We start from the raw sequence: 15108 nt of genomic DNA on the forward strand, positions 1-15108 counted from the left end.
GTCAGTCCCACCGCAGCGCACCGCACAGCAGCGCCAGGGCCACCGGCCCGGCGCTGCTCGTGCGCAGCACGTGGGGGCCGAGCACCACCGGCACTCCCCCGGCGTCGGTGAGGGCCTCGAGCTCCTGCGGGCTGATCCCGCCCTCGGGACCGATGACCACGCGCACCAGCGAGGGCGTCTCGCGGCCCTCGAGCAGGCCGCCCAGGGTCGGCAGCAGCCCGTCGGTGGCCACCTCGTGCAGCACGAGGGTGAGCTCGCTGGCCCCGCCACCGACCCGCACCCGCTCGACGAGCCCGGCGGTGTCCACCATCGGCTCCACCGGGGCCTCCCACAGGCGGCGGGACTGCTTGGTGGCCGCACGCACCACCTGCTGCCACTTCACCCGGCCCTTCTCGGCCTTGGGGCCCGCCCACCGGCTGATGCTGCGGTCGGCCTGCCAGGGCACCACGGCGTCCACGCCGATCTCCACGCTGGTCTCCAGCGACTGCTCGGCCCGGCCGGCCTTGGCCAGCGCCTGCACGAGCTCCAACCGGGGGCGGCCGGTCGGCTCGGTGAGCTCCTCCAGGACCTCCAGCTCCAGGGTGGACTTCGTGGTGCCGGTGACGCGCCCGCGCACCCCGGCACCGGCGCCGTCGGCCAGGAGCACCTCCTCGCCCACGGCGATGCGCTGCACCGTGGCGGCGTGGCGCCCCTCGTCCCCGGAGAGCGTGAGGGACTCCCCCACCCCGGCCAAGGGGCCGTCGGCGAGGAAGAGCGGCAGCGTCATCAGCGGCCCGAGAACGCGTCGCGCAGGCGCCCGAAGAAGCCGCCCTGCTCGGACACCGACGTGATCGTGCCGGTCGCCTGCTCCTCGCCGCGCAGCCGGGCCAGCTCGTGGAGCAGCTCCTTCTGCCGGGAGTCCAGGCGCGTGGGCGTCACCACCTGGGCGTGCACGTGCACGTCGCCGCGCCCCTCCCGACGCAGGTGGCCCACGCCCAGCCCGCGCAGCGTGAACACGGCCCCGTGCTGGGTGCCGGCGGGGACCTCCACCTGCTCGGTGCCGTCGAAGGTCTCCACCGGGGTGCGCGTGCCCAGGGCCGCGGCCGTCATCGGCAGCTCCACCGAGCAGTGCAGGTCGTCACCCTCGCGGGTCCAGGTCGCGTCGGGCTCCACGTTCACCTCGACGTAGAGGCTCCCCGCCGGCCCGCCGCCGGGGCCCACCTCGCCCTGGCCGGCCAGCTGGATGCGGGTGCCGGTGTCCACGCCCGCAGGCACCTTGACCTTGAGCGTGCGGCGCTCGCGCACGCGGCCGTCGCCGTGGCAGTCGGTGCACGGCTCCACGATGACCTCACCGGTGGCCTGGCAGGTGCCGCACGGCCGGGTGGTCATCACCTGGCCGAGGAAGGAGCGCTGCACCTGCTGCACGTGGCCCTGACCGTGGCACAGGTCGCAGGTGCGTGTGCCGGTGCCGGGGGCGCAGCCGTCACCGCCGCAGACCGAGCACAGCACGGCGGTCTCCACTGTGAGGTCCTCGGTGTCGCCGAAGACCGCCGTGCGCAGCGGGACGTCCAGGCGCACCAGGGCGTCCTGCCCCGGCTGCTGGCGCGAGCGCGGTCCGGCCGCCCCGGCCTGGCCACCGAAGAAGGCGTCCATGATGTCGCTGAAGGTGAACGCTCCCCCGGCACCGCCGAACCCGGCCGTCGGGTCGCCGTAGGGGTCCTGGCCACGGTCGTAGGCGGCCTTCTTGGCGGCGTCGCCGAGCACGTCGTAGGCCTGGGCGACGGCCTTGAACTCGTCCTCGCGGCCGGGGGCCACGTCGGGGTGCAGCTGGCGCGCCTTGCGGCGGTAGGCCTTCTTGATCTCCTCCGCGCTGGCGTCGCGGGAAACTCCGAGGGTCTCGTAGTAGTCGTTCATGCGCTCTCCGCGCCGGGGTGTCCGGCGGCTGATGGTTCGGGGGCGGTGGTCTGGGACGTGCCGGTGCTCACCGGTGCTCGAGCACCTCGGACAGGTACGCGGCCACGGCGCGGACCGCCCCCATCGTGCCGGGGTAGTCCATGCGGGTGGGACCCAGGACGCCGAGGGAACCGACGCCCTCCTGCCCGTAGGTGCTGGCCACCACGGAGGTGGTCTGCAGGCCGCTGTGGTCGTGCTCGGTCCCGATGGAGACGGCCACGGCGGGGGTACGGCCGGTCGGCGCCTCGGTCGGGTCCGCGGACTGCAACAACCGCAACAGCACCACGTGTTCCTCCAAGGCGGAGATCACCGTCTCCAGCGACCCGCCGAAGTCCGTGGTGTTGCGCACCAGGCTCGAGGTGCCGGCCAGGGCCAGGCGCTCCTCGCGCTCCTCGGCCAGCGTTCCGGCGACCACCTGGCACAGCTCGGCGAGCGCCGGGTCGGCGGGCGACTCCTCAGTGGCGGCGGCCAGGGCGGCCCGGGCGTCCTCGAAGGTGCGGCCCGCCGCCGCGCCGTTGACCCGGTCGCGCAGGCGGCGCAGCTCCTCCGGGCCGGTGCCCTCGGGCAGGTCCACCAGGCGCTGCTCCACCCGGCCGCTGTCGGTGATGATCACCACCATGGTGCGCGGCCCCATCGGCACCAGCTCCACGTGCTGCAGTGCGGAACGGGTCAGGGAGGGGTACTGCACCACGGCCACCTGGCGGGTCAGGGCGGCCAGCAGCCGGACGGTGCGCTCCACGACGTCGTCGAGGTCCATGGGGTCGGCCAGGAAGTCGCGGATGGCGCGGCGCTCGGCCGGCGTGAGGCGGGGCACCTTGCTGATGGTGTCCACGAAGCGGCGGTACCCGGCGTCGGTGGGCACGCGCCCGGCGGAGGTGTGGGGTGCCTGGATGAGCCCCTCGGCCTCGAGGATGGCCATGTCGTTGCGGATGGTGGCCGCCGAGACCCCGATGCCGTGCCGCTCCAGCACGCTGCGCGAGCCCACGGGCTCGGAGGTGCGCACGTGGTCCTCCACGATGGCGCGCAGCACCTGCAGGCGGCGTTCCGAGGACATCGACTCCTCCTGACGGGTCTCGGCATCGGTCCGGTGACGGCGTGCGCGGACCTCCGGCCCGGGGCCGCTGGCACTCCGGCACACCAAGTGCCAGTCTACGCCGCCCGGGCAGACCGGCGCCGTACCCTCTGCCCCCATGGACAGGTACGGATCGGACGTGTTGGCCGGCGACTGGAAGCGTCCCCCGCGCGGGCGCAGCCGCGAGGTCGAGGCGGTGCCCGGCACGGTCGTGGAGGACGTGACCACCGGGTGGGTGGGCGCCGTGGTCTCGGTGGAGAAGGCGGGCGGCGAGCACGTGGTGCACCCGGAGGACGGGCGCGGCCGCACCAAGGCCTTCCCCCTGGGCCCGGGCTTCTGGATCGACGGGCAGCCGGTCACCCTGGTGGCCCCGAGGGCGGCTGCGCGCGCGACCGCGCCCGCGCGGACCCGCAGCGGAAGCCGCGCCGTCGCCGATGCCCCGGCACGGGTGGCGGTCGGATCGCGCATCTTCGTGGAGGGACGGCACGACGCCGAGCTCGTGGAGAAGGTGTGGGGTGACGACCTGCGCGTGGAGGGCGTGGTGGTGGAGATGCTCGACGGCGTGGACGACCTGCGTGCCGTCATCGAGGAGTTCCGACCCACCGCCGACCGCCGGATGGGGGTGCTGGTGGACCACCTCGTGCCCGGCACCAAGGAGTGGCGCGTGGTGGAGGAGGCACGGGCCACCCCGCGCTACGCCCGCCACGTGAAGATCGTGGGCCACCCGTACGTGGACGTGTGGCAGTCCGTGCGCCCCCAGCAGCTCGGGTGGACGCAGTGGCCCGTGATCCCCAAGGGCACCTCGTGGAAGCACGGCATCCTCGCCGAGCTGGGGTGGCCGCACGCCACACAGGCCGACGTGGCGCGCGGGTGGAAGCGCATCCTGGCCACCGTGGACGACTACACCGACCTCGAGCCCGAGCTGCTGGGGCGGGTGGAGGAGCTCATCGACTTCGTCACCGTGGGCGAGGTGCCGCTGGGCTGATCCCCCGCCCGGGGAAGGTCACGGTGGTCCACAGATCCGCCTGCGGGAGGGGCGCCGCCCGCGGCCGGATATGGTCATGCTGGGGGCATGACCACACCACCCCCTCCCCCGAACGGGAGCACCGGCCCGTCGTACTCCTCGGCAGACTCCTCGGCCCTGTCCGGTGGCAGCACCCCGGACGACACCTTCGCCGGCGGCGGACCCCGGCAGGGCGGCCCCGGTCAGCCCGGCGCGAGCGGCCCCGGCTGGAACGGGACGCATGCCGCCGCCGGCCAGAAGTCCGACTCCGACCGCCTCGTGGCCATGTTCTGCCACCTGTCCGGCATCATCTCGTGGGTGCTGTCCGGTGGCCTCCTGCCCTTCGTCGGGCCGCTCATCGTGTGGCTGGTGTACAAGGACCGCGACCCCTTCGTGCGCCGCGCCGCCGCCGGGTCGTTCAACTTCCACGTCGTGGCCACCATCGTCTTCGTCACGCTCGGGTTCGGCCTCTTCGTGGTGGCGCCTCTCACCTTCGGCCTGGCCCTGTTCCTCCTGGTCCCGCTCGCTCTCCTCGCCACCGGCATCTATCTCTGGTGGACCATCAGCGCCACACTCAAGGCCAACCACGGGGAGCCGTACCGCTACCCCGTCGAGATCAAGATCCTGGACTGACGCACCGGTTCCCCACGCCGCGGGGCGGTCGACCACCCGGTCGGCCGCCCCGCGGCGTTCCCATATGGGGGCCCGAGGCGCCCGATCACTCCTCAGAGGCCGAGCAGCCCCCAGGTCACGCGGTCGGCGAGCAACCGGCCCCGACGGGTGAGGACCAACCGCCGGTCGCGCACTGCGGGCACGCCCTCGAGCAGCCCCGCGGCCACGAGACCGGCCACCGCCTGCCGCCCGGCGTCGGGCACGTCCTCCACGGGCAGCCCCTCCCGGCGGCGGATGCCGAGCATCACCCGCTCCTCGGTCACCTGCTCGGGTGTGAGCACCTCCCGCGCCTCAGCCGGGGAACCGGACGCCAGGCGCTGGGCCCAGGCGCGCGGGTGCTTGACGTTCCAGAACCGGGTACCGCCCACGTGGCTGTGCGCCCCGGGCCCCACGCCCCACCAGTGCCCGCCGTCCCAGTAGTGCTCGTTGTGGCGGCACCGCCCGCGCTCGGTGCGCGCCCAGTTGGAGAGCTCGTACCAGGCGTACCCGGCACCGGTGAGCAGGTCGTCGGCCAGCTCGTACTTGTCGGCCTGGTCGTCCTCGCTGGGCCGGGGCAGCTCCCCGCGCGCCACCCGGCGGTGCAGGGCGGTCCCCTCCTCGATGGTGAGGGCGTAGGCCGAGACGTGGTCGGGCCGCAGCGCCAGGGCCGCCTCCACGCTGGTGCGCCAGTCGGCCAGTGACTCGCCCGGCGTGCCGTGGATGAGGTCCACCGACACCGCCAGGTCGGCGGACTGCGCGGCGGCCACCGCGCGCTCCACGTTGCGCGGGTCGTGGGTGCGGTCGAGCGTGGCGAGCACGTGCGGCACGGCGGACTGCATGCCCACCGACAGCCGCGTGTACCCGGCACGGGCCAGGGCGGTGGTGAACGCCTCGTCCACCTGGTCGGGATTGGCCTCGGTGGTCACCTCCCAGTCCGGCGCCGCCTCGAAGCGCTGCCGCACCACCCCCAGCGCGCGGCCGAGGTCATCGGCTCCCAGCAGCGAGGGGGTGCCGCCGCCCACGAACACGGTGTCCACCACCGGCGGCGCGCCCCCGTCGGCGGTGAGCACGTCGACGGCCAGGTCGAGCTCGGCGGCCACACCGTCCACCCACGTGGCCAGCGAGGCACCCGTCGCATCGCCCAGCTCGGTGAGCGTGTAGGTGTTGAAGTCGCAGTACCCGCAGCGCACCGAGCAGTACGGCACGTGCAGGTAGAGCGAGAAGGTGCCGCCCCGCATCGCGGAGAGGGAGGCGGCGGGCAGGCGGCCGTCGTGCGGCGCGGGGTCACCGTCGGGGAGCTGTGGCACGCGGTGATTCTCCCAGCCGAAAAGCGGTGGCTCCCCCGGTGGCCGCCGCGTAGCGTCCCCGCATGACCTCCACCCCGCAGCGGCGCCCGGCCACCGCGGCCGAGGTCGGCGGCAGGGTGGTCGCCTCGGCCACCTGCCAGCGGTCCGCCTCGTGGTGGTGGGGACAGGTGCTGCCGACAGCCGGAATCGCCGGGGTCAAGGTGGCACCGGAGCACCGCGGCCAGGGGCTCGCGGCCCGTCTGGTGCGCACCCTCACCGACGAGGCTCGCGGCTGGGGCGCCGTGGTCTCCACCCTGAAGCCACCGCCCCGGGTGCCTACCGCTCGCTGGGCCACGAGGTGGTGACCACCTACGACGACGAGACCGAGGTGCCGCTGGCGGCCCTCGCTGGCATCGCGCCGAGGCACGCGACGCTGCGGCGCGCCCCCCGCCGACCTGCCCGTCGTCGTCGACACCTACGAGGCCTGGGCCCTCGAGCACAACGGTCCCCTCACCCGCCGCGGCCCCCTCTTCCCCGGCGGCGAGGCGGCGTTCACCGGGGGCCAGTAAACGCTCGCCCAGCGCGATGGGCAGGCCACCGTGGAGCAGCTCGAGGGCAGGGAGCCGACGGTGCGCTTCACGTCCCATGGTTTCGCGGCGGTGTGGAGCGGCAGCCAGACCCTGGGTGCGGCCCGCCAGGCCGGGCTCGCCGACGGTGAGGACGACTTCTGGCAGCTCTTCGGCGGCAGCCAGGTGCACGTGCGCGACTCCTTCTGAGGCGCACACTCCCCCCCCGCCCGGTCAGGACCTCAGACCCGACGGCCCACCACGTCACGCACGGTGCGGTCCACCCCCAGGCCCTTGCGCTCGAAGCGCGTGAGCGGCCGCTCGTCGAACCGCGGCGCGAACCCACCCCGGTCCGCCCCCGCCGGGTCCTCCGGCGAGGGACGCTCCCCGGCGTACGGGTTCTCCAGGCCCTCGCAGGCCTCCACCACGTCACGCATCCACCACGCGTAGTCCGCCCAGTCGGTGGCCAGGCGCCACACACCGCCCGGCTGCAGGGTGCGCACCACGTCGTCGGCCAGGGCCGGGCTCACCAGGCGGCGCTTGTGGTGCTTGGCCTTGGGCCAGGGGTCGGGGAAGAAGGTCCACACCTCGGCCAGCGAGCCGGGCTGGAACATCGTGGCGAACGCGCGCGCGGCGTCGACCTCCATGACCCGCACGTTCTCGAGCCCGGCGTGCGCCAGCTGGCTGACGATCTGCGCGGCCCCGGGGTGCCACACCTCGATGGCGACGTGGTCCGTCTCCGGGTGCGCGGCCGCGTGGGCGGCCACGGCGTCGCCGGACCCGGCACCGATCTCCACCACCAGCGGCGCACGGCGACCGAAGACGGCCTCGGCGTCGAAGCGGAAGGCCGGGTCCACCGAGAGCGGCTCGGTGGTGCGCGGCGGCTCCACCACGAGGCGGTCGGCGTGCTTCTCCCACGCCTGCGCGTGGCGCGGGTCCGGGCGCTCGCCGCGGACCACGTAGGAGCGGGTGACGCGCTTGAGCCGACCGTCGGGCAGGCGCTCGGCGTCGCTGCGGGAGACCCCGGCGTGCTCCAGCGCCGCCCCGGCCGCGGCCGCCGCCCCCTTGCGGGGCGCCCCCTCGGGCCGAAGACCACCGCCGACGGCGTCGCGGTCGGTGCTCACTTGGAGTCCTTGCCCTTCTCGCCGTCCTGGCTGAGCGCCGCGATGAAGGCCTCCTGCGGCACCTCCACCGTGCCCACCATCTTCATGCGCTTCTTGCCCTCCTTCTGCTTCTCCAGCAGCTTGCGCTTGCGGCTGATGTCACCGCCGTAGCACTTGGAGAGCACGTCCTTGCGGATGGCACGGATGGTCTCGCGGGCGATGATGCGCGAACCCACGGCGGCCTGGATGGGCACCTCGAACTGCTGGCGGGGGATGAGCTCCTTGAGCTTGCCGGCCATCTCCACGCCATAGGCGTAGGCCTTGTCCTTGTGCACGATGGAGCTGAAGGCGTCCACCTGGTCACCCTGCAGCAGGATGTCCACCTTCACCAGGTCGGCCTCCTGCGAGCCCGCCTCGGAGTACTCGAAGGACGCGTAGCCCTTGGTGCGGGACTTCAGGTTGTCGAAGAAGTCGAAGACGATCTCGGCCAGCGGCAGCGTGTAGCGCATCTCCACGCGGTCCTCGGAGAGGTAGTCCATGCCACCGAGGGTGCCGCGCCGGTTCTGGCACAGCTCCATGACCGAGCCGATGAACTCGCTCGGCGTGAGGATGGTGGCCTTGACCACGGGCTCGGTGATGCTGGCCACCTTGCCGGCGGGGAACTCGCTCGGGTTGGTCACCACCACCTCGGTGCCGTCCTCCATGCGCACCGTGTAGATCACGTTGGGCATGGTGCTGATGAGGTCGAGGTTGAACTCGCGCGACAGGCGCTCGCGCACGATCTCCAGGTGGAGCATCCCCAGGAAGCCCACGCGGAAGCCGAAACCGAGGGCCGCGGAGGTCTCGGGCTCGTACACCAGCGCGGCGTCGTTGAGCTTCAGCTTGTCCAGCGCGTCACGCAGCACGGGGTAGTCCGAGCCGTCGATCGGGTACAGGCCCGAGTACACCATCGGGTTGGGGTCCTTGTACCCGCCGATGGCCTCGCCCGCCGGCTGCGCCGAGGAGGTGACCGTGTCACCCACCTTGGACTGGCGCACGTCCTTCACGCCCGTGATGAGGTACCCGGTCTCGCCGACACCCAGGCCCTTGGTGGGCAGCGGCTCGGGCGAGATGATGCCGATCTCCAGCAGCTCGTGCGTGGCCCCGGTGGACATCATCTGGATCTTCTCGCGAGGGGTGAGCTGACCGTCCACCACGCGGACGTAGGTCACCACGCCGCGGTAGGTGTCGTAGACGGAGTCGAAGATCATCGCGCGGGCCGGGGCGTCCGCGTCGCCCACCGGGGCCGGGATCCGGTCCACGATGTGGTCGAGCAGCTCGGTGACGCCCTCACCGGTCTTGCCCGAGACCTTGAGCACGTCCTCGGGCTCGCAGCCGATGAGGCCGGCGATCTCCTCGGCGTACTTCTCCGGCTGTGCGGCCGGCAGGTCGATCTTGTTGAGCACCGGGATGATGGTGAGCTCGTTCTCCATCGCCAGGTACAGGTTGGCCAGGGTCTGCGCCTCGATGCCCTGGGCGGCGTCCACGAGCAGGATCGCGCCCTCGCAGGCGGCCAGGGAGCGCGACACCTCGTAGGTGAAGTCCACGTGACCCGGGGTGTCGATCATGTTCAGGACGAAGGTCTCCTGGTCCTTGCCCTCCCCCAGCGCCCAGGGCATGCGCACGGCCTGGGACTTGATGGTGATGCCGCGTTCGCGCTCGATGTCCATGCGGTCCAGGTACTGCGCGCGCATGTCGCGGGCCTGCACCACCTCGGTGATCTGCAGCATGCGGTCGGCCAGTGTCGACTTGCCGTGGTCGATGTGGGCGATGATGCAGAAGTTGCGGATCTGCGACGGCGGGGTGGCGGCCGGCTGCAGAGCGGTGTGCGCGACGGGGGACACGGAGCGGGGCACCTCGTGGGTCGATGGGGTGTACGGGCGTCGGGTCAGTCTTTCACGTCACGGTCGGCCCCCGTGCCCGCCGGCCCGCGGCGCAGCCCGGGGCCGGGGCCGGGGCCGGGGCCGGGGACGGATGAGGGGCCGCCCTGCGGTCTCCCGCACGGACGGCCCCTCACCGGGTCGGAGGCCTCAGCTCACTTGCCGAAGGCGTCCTTGACGTTCTCGCCGGCCTGCTTGAGGTTGGCGCCGGCCTGGTCGCTCTGACCCTCGGCCTGGAGACGCGGGTTGTCCGTCGCGTCGCCCATGGCCTCCTTGGCCTTGCCCTTCGCCTCGTCGGCGGCGTTGCCCAGCTTGTCAGCGATACCCATGGCGGGCCTCCTTCCTGCCCCGGCTCTCGGGGCGTCGTTCCACCCCACCCTCTCCCCTGACCGCCCCTGGCGCAAGAGCAGCCGCCCTCGACGCACACCTCGAAGGCCGTTAACGTCGTGGGTATGGCATGGCAGCAGATCGCGAACCGAGTTGGACGCATCGTCACCCGGCGGCTGGTGAGCCGTGGGGTACGGGCCGGGATGAACCGTGCGGAGCGGGGCGGACAGCAGCCCCGTCAGCAGCGCCCTCGGTCCTGAACAGACCCGGGCCGCACGCCTCGGCCGGCGCGCTGGCCGCAGCGCTCCGTGTGCTGCACCGTCAGGGTGCGGTGACCCTCACCGGGTGCCCGTGCGAGCCGGCCCGTGGTGCTGGACGCCCACGGGGTGCGTTTGCGCGGTGTCGATCCGGTGCCCGGGGGACCTCCTCCCGCCCCGACGGACCACCATCCCGGTGAAGAACCAGCCCGGTGGCCGCTGCGCCGTGATGCCCCTCACCCAGGAGGGTGTCCACCGACTGGCCGCGCACCCTCCGACCGTTCCCCTCGTGGTCGGCCCCAAGCGGTACCTGGGCGTCCACGTCCGCCACCTGCTGCTTCCCCGGCATCGAGGGGATGACTGAGGACGAGGTGGTGCACCTCTTCACCGAGGCGCACCGCCCCTTCGCATCTCACCCTGCCGGGTGAGCCGCACGATCCGCCGCCCGTGGTCGGTGGGAACCTGACTCCCCACCCGGCAACGCAGAAGGCCCACACCACACGGTGTGGGCCTTCTCGATGTGGAGCTAAGGGGATTCGAACCCCTGACCTCTTCCATGCCATGGAAGCGCGCTACCAACTGCGCCATAGCCCCGTATCTGGGAGCCGCTCTCTCGGAGCGACCGGTGAATATTACACACATCTTCCCCTCGAATGCCAAATCGGCTTCGTGGTGCGGAATCCTCGGCCCTCAGACGCCCTCGACACCCACGTTCCAGGCGTCGAGGACCCATCCGGAGCCCCCGATGGTGACCTGAGCCCACCGCGTGTTGCCCAGCGGCCCCAGGGAGGACTGCGTCAGACCGAGCCGGCTGGCCACCAGGGCGCGCGTGGAGAGCCCGTGCCCCACCACGAGGAGGGTTCCCCCCTCATCGATCCCCCGGAGGTGCTCCTCGACGGCCTCACCGACACGGACGACGCACTCGGCCAGGGTCTCCCCCGTCCCTCCACGTCGCGGGTCCTCCCCGGACCGCAGGGCGGCCAGGGTGTCCGCCCACCGCGGGTCCCCGGCCAGCTCGCTGCGGAGCCTGCCCTGCCACTGGCCCATGTGCACCTCGCGCAGTCGCGCGTCGGTGAGGACCCCCACCCCCAGCAGGTCCCCCACCTCCCGGGCGGTCGCCGAGGCCCGGGCCAGGTCCGAGCTCACCACCGCGTCCGGGCGCAGACCGGCCAGCAGGGGCGCAGCGCGCCGCGCCTGCTCGCGTCCGGTCCGGTCCAGGGGCGTGTCCGCCTGCCCCTGGTAGCGGCCGGCCGCGTTGTCCGCGGTCCGGCCGTGGCGCTGCAGCAGCAGCGTCCGGGTCACTGACCGTCCTGCGGCAGCCACCACGGGCGCTGGGCCTCGGACTGGGCGGCGGTCTCCCCGCGGCCCTCCGGGTGCTCGGGCAGCTGCAGGTCCACCGCGGGGCAGTCCTTCCACAGGCGCTGCAGGTCGTAGAACTCGCGGTCCTCGGTGTGCTGCACGTGCAGCACCACGTCGCCGAAGTCCACGAGGACCCAGCGGTTCTCGCGCTCCCCCTCGCGCCGGCGCGGCTTGACGCCCGCCGCGATGCAGGCGTCGGTCACGGCATCGACCACGGCGTGCACCTGGCGCTCGGTGGGCGCGGACGCGATGAGGAAGATGTCCGTCAGGGCGAGGTGCTCGCTGACGTCCAGCGCCACGATCTCCTCGGCGAACTTGTCGTCGGCGGCGCGGGCGGCGGTGCGGGCCAGCTCGATGGCCTCGGGGGTGGCGGTCACGCGGTGTCCTCCTGGACGGGGTCTGCGGAGTCGGTCGCCGGCGTCACCCGTGCGGGGGCCGGAGTGCTGTCGTGCTCGGGGGTGGCCGACGGCAGGATGGCGTCGAAGTCCTCGCCCTCCCCCGCCGTGGCCTCGGGCGTGTAGAGGCCGTGCTTGTTGATGTACTGCACCACGCCGTCCGGCACCAGGTACCAGACCGGCAGCCCGGACTCGACGCGGTGGCGGCAGTCGGTGGAGCTGATGGCCATGGCCGGGATCTCGGTGAGCGTCACCTTGTCCTGCGGCAGGCCGGTGGCGCTCAGCTCGTGGCCCGGCCGGCTCACGCCGATGAAGTGCGCGAGCTCCCAGAGCTCCTCGACGCCCTTCCAAGACAGGATCTGCCCGAGGGCGTCGGCACCGGTGATGAAGAAGAGCTCGGCCTCGGGGTGCATCCGCTTGAGGTCAACGAGCGTGTCCCGCGTGTACGTGGGGCCCGGCCGGTCGATGTCGACCCGGCTCACCGAGAAGCGGGGGTTGGACGCGGTGGCGACCACCGTCATCAGGTAGCGGTCCTCGGCCGGGGAGACGCGCTTGCCCTCCTTCTGCCACGGGCGACCCGTGGGGACGAAGAGCACCTGGTCGAGACCGAAGGTGGCGGCCACCTCGCTGGCCGCCACCAGGTGTCCGTGGTGGATGGGGTCGAAGGTCCCACCCATCACACCGAGACGCATCGTCAGCGACGACCCGCCCGGCTCCGTCGACGCCCGTGACGGATGTGGTCGGCGGCGAACTCCTCGTCGCGCGGGTCCATGGGCACGGCGTGGCGGAACTGCCACAGGATGAACAGCAGCGCCATGAGGACGGCCAGCGCGATGACGCCGAACCAGATGGGGGCGAAGGGGAGCTCCATGCCGTGGTGGGCGGACTCCCCGCCCTCGGTGATGACCGCGAGAACGTTGTGCATGAGGGGCATCCTACCGGCCGGCACCCGTCAGTCGTCGGCGGTCCAGATGCCCGCGCGGCGCTCGGCCTCCATCTCCCGGCGCACCTCGCTCTCGGCGTCCTTGCGGGCGTGGAAGGCCTCGCGCTTCTCCGCGCGGGTAGGGCGCGAACGCTCCTCCAGGCGCAGGTCCGAACCGCGCGACCCCAGGTGCTCCGCCCCGGCGGTGATGGTGGGCTCCCAGTCGAACACGATGCCGTCCCCGGCCCCGATGACGACCGTGTCACCGGCCACGGCCCCGGCGGCCACCAGCTGGTCCTCGACCCCGGCGCGCTGCAGGCGGTCGGCCAGGTAGCCGACGGCCTCGTCGTTGGCGAAGTCGGTCTGCTTGGTCCAGCGCTCCACGCGCTCCCCGACCACCCGGAAGAAGTGGCCGTCGTGGGTGTTCTCGCGGGTGATGGTGAATCCGCTGTCGTCGCGCGCCTTCGGGCGCACCACCACACGCTCGGGCTCGGCCGGCGGCAGGCTGGCCCGGTGGGCAGCCACGTGACGGGCCAGGGAGAACTTCAGCGGCTCCAGGCCCATGTGAGCCACCGCGGAGACGACGTGCACCTCGACACCGCGCTCACGCAGCATCGGCTCCACCATCTCGGCCAGCTCGCGCGCCTCGGGCACGTCGGCCTTGTTGAGCACCACCACCCGGGTGCGCTCGGCCAACGGCCGGCCGCCCAGCGCCTCGTCGGGCACGTACTGGCGCAGCTCGGCCTCGATGACGTCGAGGTCGGTGAGCGGGTCACGGCCCGGCTCGAGGGTGGCGCAGTCCACCACGTGCACCAGGACGCCGCAGCGCTCCACGTGGCGCAGGAACTCCAGGCCCAGCCCCTTGCCCTGCGCGGCACCCGGGATGAGCCCCGGGACGTCGGCCACGGTGAAGCGGGCGTCGCCGGCGGTGACGACGCCGAGGTTGGGCACCAGGGTGGTGAAGGGGTAGTCGGCGATCTTCGGGCGCGCCGAGCTGAGCACGGAGACCAGCGAGGACTTGCCAGCCGAGGGAAAACCGATGAGGGCCACGTCGGCCAGGGTCTTGAGCTCCAGGACGAGCTCGACCTCCTCGCCGGGCTCGCCGAGCAGCGCGAAGCCGGGCGCCTTGCGACGGCGGGAGGCCAGCGCCTTGTTGCCCAGGCCGCCGACGCCACCGCGGGCGGCGATGAAACGGGTCCCGTGGCCCACGAGGTCGGCGAGCACCTCGCCGGAGCGGGTCTTCACCACCGTGCCCTCGGGCACCCGGAGCACCATGTCCTCGCCGTTGGCGCCGTTGCGCTCGTCGCCCTCCCCCGGCTGGCCGTTGGGGGCGCTGCGGTGCGGTCCGCGGTGGTACTCCAGCAGCGTGGTCACCTGGGCGTCGACCTCCAGGACGACGTCACCACCGTGCCCACCGTTGCCGCCGTCGGGTCCGCCGAGCGGCTTGAACTTCTCACGGTGCACGGAGGCCACGCCGTGGCCACCCTTGCCGGCGGCGAGGTGCAGGACCACGCGGTCCACGAAGGTCGTCATCAGGGGTCTCCGGTACTGCTCGGGGGTGGGTGGTGCACAACGCCGACGGGGGCGATGCCTCAGTGTGGCATCGCCCCCGTCGGGGTGGTCGCCGTGGCGACCTCGTCGCGGTGCGTGACCGCGGGAAACCGTGTCAGGCGGTGGCGTCGGCGCCCACGACGGACACCGTCTTGCGGCCGCGCTTGCTGCCGAACTCGACGGAACCGGCGGACAGCGCGAACAGCGTGTCGTCCTTGCCGCGGCCCACGTTCTCACCGGGGTGGAAGTGGGTGCCGCGCTGACGCACGATGATCTCGCCGGCGTTCACCAACTGGCCACCGAAGCGCTTCACGCCGAGGCGCTGCGCGTTCGAGTCACGGCCGTTCTTGGACGAAGACACGCCCTTCTTGCTTGCCATGTCGCTTCTCCCTCGTTCTGCTCGATCGGGCCCGGAGGCTGATCAGGCGTTGATCGCCGTGATCTTGACCTCGGTCAGCGGCTGGCGGTGACCCTGGCGCCGCTTGTAACCGGTCTTGTTCTTGTAGTGCTGGATGGTGATCTTGGGGCCCTTGGCGGCACCCACGATCTCGGCCTTCACGCTCGCCGAGGCGAGCTTGTCGGAGGCGGCGGTGACGGTGGAGCCGTCGACGAGCAGGAGCGGCTGCAGGTCAATGCTCTCGCCGGGCTCACCGGCCACCTTGTCGACGGTGAGCACGTCACCGACGGAAACCTTCTCCTGGCGGCCACCGGCGCGGACGATCGCGTACACGTTGAGCTCACTCTCTGGTCTGCTGGACAACTGGT

18 protein-coding genes and 1 tRNA gene are annotated in these 15108 nt (G+C 72.7%); 4 read left to right on the forward strand and 15 right to left on the reverse strand.

Annotated elements, in window-relative coordinates:
- Nucleotide 1: 1 nt before the first annotated feature.
- From ACFFHC_RS01845 to hrcA, 3 genes are all read right to left on the reverse strand, one after another.
- On the reverse strand, nt 2-766 hold the full coding sequence (locus ACFFHC_RS01845; RefSeq protein WP_070703199.1) for a 16S rRNA (uracil(1498)-N(3))-methyltransferase: 765 nt from the start codon (nt 764-766) through the stop codon (nt 2-4).
- Nucleotides 766-1893, reverse strand: coding sequence for a molecular chaperone DnaJ (gene dnaJ / locus ACFFHC_RS01850; RefSeq protein ID WP_070703198.1), 1128 nt, complete (start codon nt 1891-1893; stop codon nt 766-768). Before dnaJ ends, ACFFHC_RS01845 begins: the two co-directional genes overlap by 1 nt.
- Before the next feature lie 67 nt (nt 1894-1960).
- A complete protein-coding gene (gene hrcA, locus ACFFHC_RS01855; protein WP_070703197.1) occupies nt 1961-2986 on the reverse strand; it encodes a heat-inducible transcriptional repressor HrcA in 1026 nt (341 codons plus the stop codon).
- Between the two features lie 136 nt (nt 2987-3122).
- Here hrcA and ACFFHC_RS01860 point away from each other — a divergent pair, with 136 nt between their 5' ends.
- Both ACFFHC_RS01860 and ACFFHC_RS01865 read left to right on the forward strand, forming a co-directional pair.
- Nucleotides 3123-3989, forward strand: a complete 867-nt coding sequence (locus tag ACFFHC_RS01860; RefSeq protein ID WP_379802597.1) for a DUF3097 family protein — start codon at nt 3123-3125, stop codon at nt 3987-3989.
- Between the two features lie 87 nt (nt 3990-4076).
- Entirely contained in the window at nt 4077-4640 is a 564-nt protein-coding gene (locus ACFFHC_RS01865; RefSeq protein ID WP_083323349.1) for a DUF4870 domain-containing protein, read from the forward strand.
- Between the two features lie 92 nt (nt 4641-4732).
- On the opposite strand, the gene hemW is transcribed toward ACFFHC_RS01865, so the two are convergent.
- Complete coding sequence (hemW, locus tag ACFFHC_RS01870) at nt 4733-5965, reverse strand: radical SAM family heme chaperone HemW (protein WP_070703195.1); 1233 nt, start codon at nt 5963-5965, stop codon at nt 4733-4735.
- A gap of 62 nt (nt 5966-6027) precedes the next feature.
- Between hemW and ACFFHC_RS01875 the strand changes: the two genes are divergently transcribed.
- Both ACFFHC_RS01875 and ACFFHC_RS01880 read left to right on the forward strand, forming a co-directional pair.
- Nucleotides 6028-6309 (forward strand): GNAT family N-acetyltransferase, encoded by a 282-nt coding sequence (locus tag ACFFHC_RS01875; RefSeq protein WP_070703194.1) that lies wholly within the window; start codon nt 6028-6030, stop codon nt 6307-6309.
- Between the two features lie 234 nt (nt 6310-6543).
- On the forward strand, nt 6544-6720 hold the full coding sequence (locus ACFFHC_RS01880) for a hypothetical protein (RefSeq protein WP_168168394.1): 177 nt from the start codon (nt 6544-6546) through the stop codon (nt 6718-6720).
- A gap of 32 nt (nt 6721-6752) precedes the next feature.
- Here ACFFHC_RS01880 and trmB read toward each other — a convergent pair whose 3' ends face one another.
- The 11 genes from trmB to rplU form a co-directional block, all read right to left on the reverse strand.
- Nucleotides 6753-7634: a tRNA (guanosine(46)-N7)-methyltransferase TrmB gene (trmB, locus tag ACFFHC_RS01885; protein WP_379802603.1), complete on the reverse strand. Its 882-nt coding sequence runs from the start codon at nt 7632-7634 to the stop codon at nt 6753-6755.
- Nucleotides 7631-9496, reverse strand: coding sequence for a translation elongation factor 4 (gene lepA / locus ACFFHC_RS01890; protein WP_070703193.1), 1866 nt, complete (start codon nt 9494-9496; stop codon nt 7631-7633). Before lepA ends, trmB begins: the two co-directional genes overlap by 4 nt.
- 191 nt (nt 9497-9687) lie before the next feature.
- A complete protein-coding gene (locus ACFFHC_RS01895; protein ID WP_083323347.1) occupies nt 9688-9861 on the reverse strand; it encodes a CsbD family protein in 174 nt (57 codons plus the stop codon).
- Nucleotides 9862-10637: 776 nt separating this feature from the next.
- Nucleotides 10638-10710, reverse strand: a tRNA-Ala gene (locus ACFFHC_RS01900).
- A 96-nt stretch (nt 10711-10806) separates the two neighbouring features.
- A complete protein-coding gene (locus tag ACFFHC_RS01905) occupies nt 10807-11418 on the reverse strand; it encodes a histidine phosphatase family protein (protein ID WP_180802224.1) in 612 nt (203 codons plus the stop codon).
- Nucleotides 11415-11852 carry a ribosome silencing factor gene (rsfS, locus tag ACFFHC_RS01910; RefSeq protein WP_379802608.1) on the reverse strand — a complete coding sequence of 146 codons (438 nt, stop codon included), beginning with the start codon at nt 11850-11852 and terminating at the stop codon, nt 11415-11417. Before rsfS ends, ACFFHC_RS01905 begins: the two co-directional genes overlap by 4 nt.
- Nucleotides 11849-12562 carry a nicotinate-nucleotide adenylyltransferase gene (nadD, locus tag ACFFHC_RS01915; protein WP_379802611.1) on the reverse strand — a complete coding sequence of 238 codons (714 nt, stop codon included), beginning with the start codon at nt 12560-12562 and terminating at the stop codon, nt 11849-11851. Before nadD ends, rsfS begins: the two co-directional genes overlap by 4 nt.
- A 2-nt stretch (nt 12563-12564) precedes the next feature.
- Complete coding sequence (locus tag ACFFHC_RS01920; RefSeq protein WP_101849472.1) at nt 12565-12795, reverse strand: hypothetical protein; 231 nt, start codon at nt 12793-12795, stop codon at nt 12565-12567.
- Nucleotides 12796-12822: 27 nt separating this feature from the next.
- On the reverse strand, nt 12823-14325 hold the full coding sequence (obgE, locus tag ACFFHC_RS01925) for a GTPase ObgE (protein ID WP_101849473.1): 1503 nt from the start codon (nt 14323-14325) through the stop codon (nt 12823-12825).
- A gap of 133 nt (nt 14326-14458) precedes the next feature.
- The gene (gene rpmA / locus ACFFHC_RS01930; RefSeq protein WP_101849474.1) at nt 14459-14722 is read right to left on the reverse strand and encodes a 50S ribosomal protein L27; all 264 of its coding nucleotides are present in this window, start codon (nt 14720-14722) and stop codon (nt 14459-14461) included.
- A 42-nt stretch (nt 14723-14764) separates the two neighbouring features.
- A complete protein-coding gene (gene rplU, locus ACFFHC_RS01935) occupies nt 14765-15073 on the reverse strand; it encodes a 50S ribosomal protein L21 (protein ID WP_101849475.1) in 309 nt (102 codons plus the stop codon).
- Nucleotides 15074-15108 lie beyond the last annotated feature (35 nt).

This window comes from Kytococcus schroeteri (assembly GCF_042433515.1).
Lineage (GTDB): Bacteria > Actinomycetota > Actinomycetes > Actinomycetales > Dermatophilaceae > Kytococcus > Kytococcus schroeteri.